The organism is Synechococcus sp. R6-7 (genome assembly GCF_047461695.1).
GTDB lineage: Bacteria > Cyanobacteriota > Cyanobacteriia > Thermostichales > Thermostichaceae > Thermostichus.
In genome coordinates, this window is record NZ_JANSHS010000389.1 from 1 (window position 1) to 3895 (window position 3895).

Annotated in this window: 3 protein-coding genes and 1 pseudogene; 2 read left to right on the forward strand and 2 right to left on the reverse strand. The window is 59.0% G+C overall.

What is annotated here, in order from left to right:
* Positions 1–43: 43 nt before the first annotated feature.
* Positions 44–448, reverse strand: a complete 405-nt coding sequence (locus NW815_RS11295; protein WP_011433838.1) for a universal stress protein — start codon at positions 446–448, stop codon at positions 44–46.
* A 293-nt stretch (positions 449–741) separates the two neighbouring features.
* Positions 742–936: pseudogene (locus tag NW815_RS11300) on the reverse strand (PKHD-type hydroxylase); the annotation flags it as partial.
* A gap of 268 nt (positions 937–1204) precedes the next feature.
* On the opposite strand from NW815_RS11300, the gene mutL reads away from it, so the two are divergent.
* Both mutL and NW815_RS11310 read left to right on the forward strand, forming a co-directional pair.
* Positions 1205–2941: a DNA mismatch repair endonuclease MutL gene (gene mutL, locus NW815_RS11305; RefSeq protein ID WP_414388795.1), complete on the forward strand. Its 1737-nt coding sequence runs from the start codon at positions 1205–1207 to the stop codon at positions 2939–2941.
* A gap of 36 nt (positions 2942–2977) precedes the next feature.
* Positions 2978–3838, forward strand: coding sequence for a vitamin K epoxide reductase family protein (locus NW815_RS11310; RefSeq protein WP_414388794.1), 861 nt, complete (start codon positions 2978–2980; stop codon positions 3836–3838).
* Positions 3839–3895 lie beyond the last annotated feature (57 nt).

The window sequence follows — 3895 nt, forward strand, 5'->3', positions numbered from 1 at the left end:
GGACGGGGCTTGCCGCGCCTTTTGGTCAATGGGATCCCTCTCCTCAGGGCACGACCAACACCGGGCAGGGGGAGAGATCGATCACGCGGTGGCTCACGGAGTTGTTCTGCCCCTCTCCAGATAGGGTGAGGCCGCGGCAGCCCATCACAATCAGGCTGATCTCCAGCTCGTCTGCCACATCACAGATGACAAAAGGTACCTTCCCCTCTCGATACTCACTCTTGACGTTGCTAAGGCCGATTTGATGCAGGCCGGACTCCGTTTGCTTAAGCAGGTTGTGGATGTTTTGCCGAGCTTGCTCGGCTCGCTCCGGGTCAAGCTCCGTATCATCCAGCACAGAAAGCAAATACACTTGGCTCTTGTAGCGCTGTGCTATGTCCGCCACCAAGGGCAAGGCGTGGCTGGTCTCACGCGAGTTATCGATGGGAAAGAGCAGTTTGTCGAACATAGCCGAGGATCCCAACGGTCGACCCCAGTCCCTATCCAAATTCAAGTTCAAGGCGAAGGCTGACTTTATTCTACCAACTTTGCCGGGGGCTGAAGGATCCCAGCCCATTTTCCTATTGTGAGGGGCTCGACCTTAGCCGCTTGGCATCAACCGGAAACGGGAGCCCTTTTGGATAAGCAGTAGAAGACGCCCTGCATACTACTCATGGGAAAGCCCGACCTTTTGAAGCTGTGCTTGGCTGGGGTTTACGCAGTTCCTGCCGTTGGGCCACTTCCAGATCAAGCTAAACGGCAATTGGGATCTAGAGCCGCAGAAATGGTCTCCTGAATCTGCTGTTGCTGCAGGGATCCCTCGGGCAGTTGCCTATTGTTTTTGACAAACCTGGCATTCCAACTCGCTGTCAGGGCACCATCCACAAAATCTGCATCTGATAAAAGGCTCAAAGTTTGCTGCAGTTCTGCCGTGTTGAGAACATTGCCAATACACAAAAAATATTCTGGAAACCCAAAAAATCAGAAGAGGCCAAATCCTCAGTAGCATGAAAGTTATTCCTATGTAAATCTTATCTGGCTTTGATTGCCTCTTTGGAACGAATCGGTAGAAATGGCCAGCGGAAAATCGAGCGCACTTCCCCCCTCTGCAGACCTCAACCGGTTAGAGCGTGCAAGGCTCCTGTTGCCCGCCGCAGAAACCGCAAGAGAAGGTTAAGCTAAGGCTCTGTTGGCCCCTGACCCTCAGATTGGCAGGATGGGTGTCATGTTCCAGATCCAACCCCTGAACCCAGAGCGGATTGCCCAGATGGCCGCGGGAGAGGTGATCGACTCTCTGGGGGCTGCTCTGCGGGAATTGCTGGAAAATGCCCTCGATGCCCAGGCCACCCGCATTCAAGTGGAGATCTGGCCGACTCGCTGGCAGGTGCAGGTGGGGGATAACGGCCACGGCATCCCGGCCTCGGAGCTGGAGCAGGTGGCCCGCCGCCATACCACCAGCAAACTGGAAGGTCGCAGCCTGGGATTTCGTGGGGAAGCCCTGCACAGCCTGGCCCGCTTGGGATCCCTGGCTATCCAAACCCGCCACGTTTCTGATGCTCACGGCTGGCTGGCCGCCTACGACCGACAGGGGGAGCTGATCCACAAGCAGCCGGCAGCCACTGCCTTGGGAACGGTGGTCACGGTTGCGGATTTGTTTGCCGACTGGCCTCTGCGCCGTCGGGCCTTGCCCCAAACTCGCCCGCTCCTGACCCTGGTGCAGAATGCAGCCCTAGCCCATCCCTGGGTCAGTTGGCAGGTGCATCAGGAAGGGCAATTGCTGCTCAGCCTCTGGCCGGGAAAATCTCTGCAAGATCTGCTGCTGCAGGTGTTGCCGCAGTTGGATCCCACGGATCTGCGCTATCGGCGGATCCAGGATGGGGATAGCGATTGGGAAGTGGTGCTGGGCCTGCCGGATCGCCTGCATCGCCCCCACCCCGATTGGATCCGTGTGGCCGTAAACGGACGGTTTGTGCAGATGCCCGACTGGCAACGGCTGATCCAGTCGGTTTTTCACCACGCGTTGCCTCGCCACCGTCATCCACTGGTGGTTGTTCACCTGCGCCTGCCCCCAGAGCAGGTGGATTGGAACCGTCATCCTGCCAAAAGCGAGCTCTACCTGGAGAATCTGACGGCCCGCCAGGAGCAGTTGCGCCAACACCTGCACTCCCTTCTGCAATTGGGATCCGAGCAGGCCAGCCGCCGCTCTGTGCATCTGATCCGGGCCAGCGAGGCCAAGGTGGTCTATCGAGTCTCGCCCGATCTCCAGAGCCGTTTTCCTCCCTCTGACCGCCCAACTTCTCTCCTGCCCCCCCTCAAGGCGCTGGCCCAACTGCATCGGATCTACATCTTGGCGGAGCACCCCCAGGGGTTATGGCTGGTGGAGCAACACCTGGCCCACGAGCGAGTTCGCTATGAGTACATCCGGCAGCATTGGCAACTGGTAGCACCGGAGACGCCCATAACGCTGCAAGGACTATCGCCCCAAGCCCTGGAGCGGTTGGAGCAGTTGGGGCTGGAGCCAGAACCCTTTGGCCCCAATACCCATCTCATTCGACGCATCCCTCTGGCTTTGGAGTCGGAAGATCCGGAAGAGGTGCAGGGATCCCTGCTAGAGCTCAGCCGTTGTCAAGATGTGCAGGCAGCCCAGGTGGCGGTGGCCTGTCGAGGGGCCTTGCGCAATGGGATCCCGCTGACCTTGGAGCAGATGCAAAAGCTGTTGGAAGCTTGGCAGCGCACCGCCAATCCCCACACTTGCCCTCATGGTCGCCCGGTCTACCTGGCCCTGGCAGAAAAAGATCTGGCCCGTTACTTCCGCCGCCGTTGGGGCCTCTGCGACCGGCCTATCTCCGACTCCAAACTGGGATCCCTGGGGGAGCTGGATCCGCTGGGAGACAGGTTTGCCGCCCAGGTGCGCTCTTCTGCGTCGGATCCCACGGACGAGCCCAGCTCCACCCCACTATAATCGGGGGTGTCCAACTGCTGAAACCCCTGAAACTCCATGGCTTCTTATCTCAAACTCAAAGCCCAAGAAGAGACCTGGCTGCAGCGCCATTCCCGTCTGATCTTGGCGATCTTGGCCAGCCTGGGATCCCTGTTGACGGCCTATCTCACCTACACCAAGCTGACGGAGCAGCCCGCTGCCTTCTGCACGGGGGATGGGGGGTGTGACCTGGTGCTCTCCAGCCGTTGGGCAGAGTTTTTGGGGATCCCGACCGCGGCTGTTGGCCTGCTGGGGTTTCTGGGAGTCTTGGCGCTGGCGGTGCTGCCGGATGGGCTCCCATTGGTGAAGCGGTGGCGCTGGCCGGCCCTGTTTGGCTTGGTTTCCGCCATGACCGCCTTTGAGATGTACATGCTTTACCTGATGGTGGCGGTGCTGCGGCAATTCTGCATGTACTGCACCACCGCGATTATCTTGGTGGCGGGGCTGGGGCTGGTGACCGTGCTGGGCCACCGCTGGTTGGATTGGGGCAAGCTGGCCTTCAGCTACATTCTGGTGGCCTTTCTCACGTTGGTGACCACGATTGGGGTGTACGCCAACCAAGTTCCCCCGCCTAGCCCCCTGGCGGTAGGGTTAGCAGCCCACCTGCGGCAGATCGGCGGCACTATGTACGGGGCCTATTGGTGCCCCCATTGTCAAGACCAAAAGGAGCTGTTCGGGGCAGCTTTCGACCAAGTGCCCTACGTGGAGTGCTCCCCCAACGGCCCCGGCACTCCCCAAGCTCAAGAATGCACAGAAGCGGGGATCACCAGCTATCCCACCTGGATCATCAATGGCCGCACCTACACAGGCGTTCGCTCTCTGGAAGCCTTGGCAGTGGCCTCTGGCTATCCGCTGGAAGAGCATGACTCTAGTCAATAACAAGCTCAACTATACTGAAAATAATGTATGTATAATATGTTCAGTACGGATTACTAC

Excerpts from the sequence above, each read along its gene's own strand:
- NW815_RS11310 (WP_414388794.1), top strand. The coding sequence starts at position 2,978 with ATGGCTTCTTATCTCAAACTCAAAGCCCAAGAAGAGACCTGGCTGCAG.
- NW815_RS11295 (WP_011433838.1), bottom strand. The coding sequence starts at position 448 with ATGTTCGACAAACTGCTCTTTCCCATCGATAACTCGCGTGAGACCAGC.
- mutL (WP_414388795.1), top strand. The coding sequence starts at position 1,205 with ATGTTCCAGATCCAACCCCTGAACCCAGAGCGGATTGCCCAGATGGCC.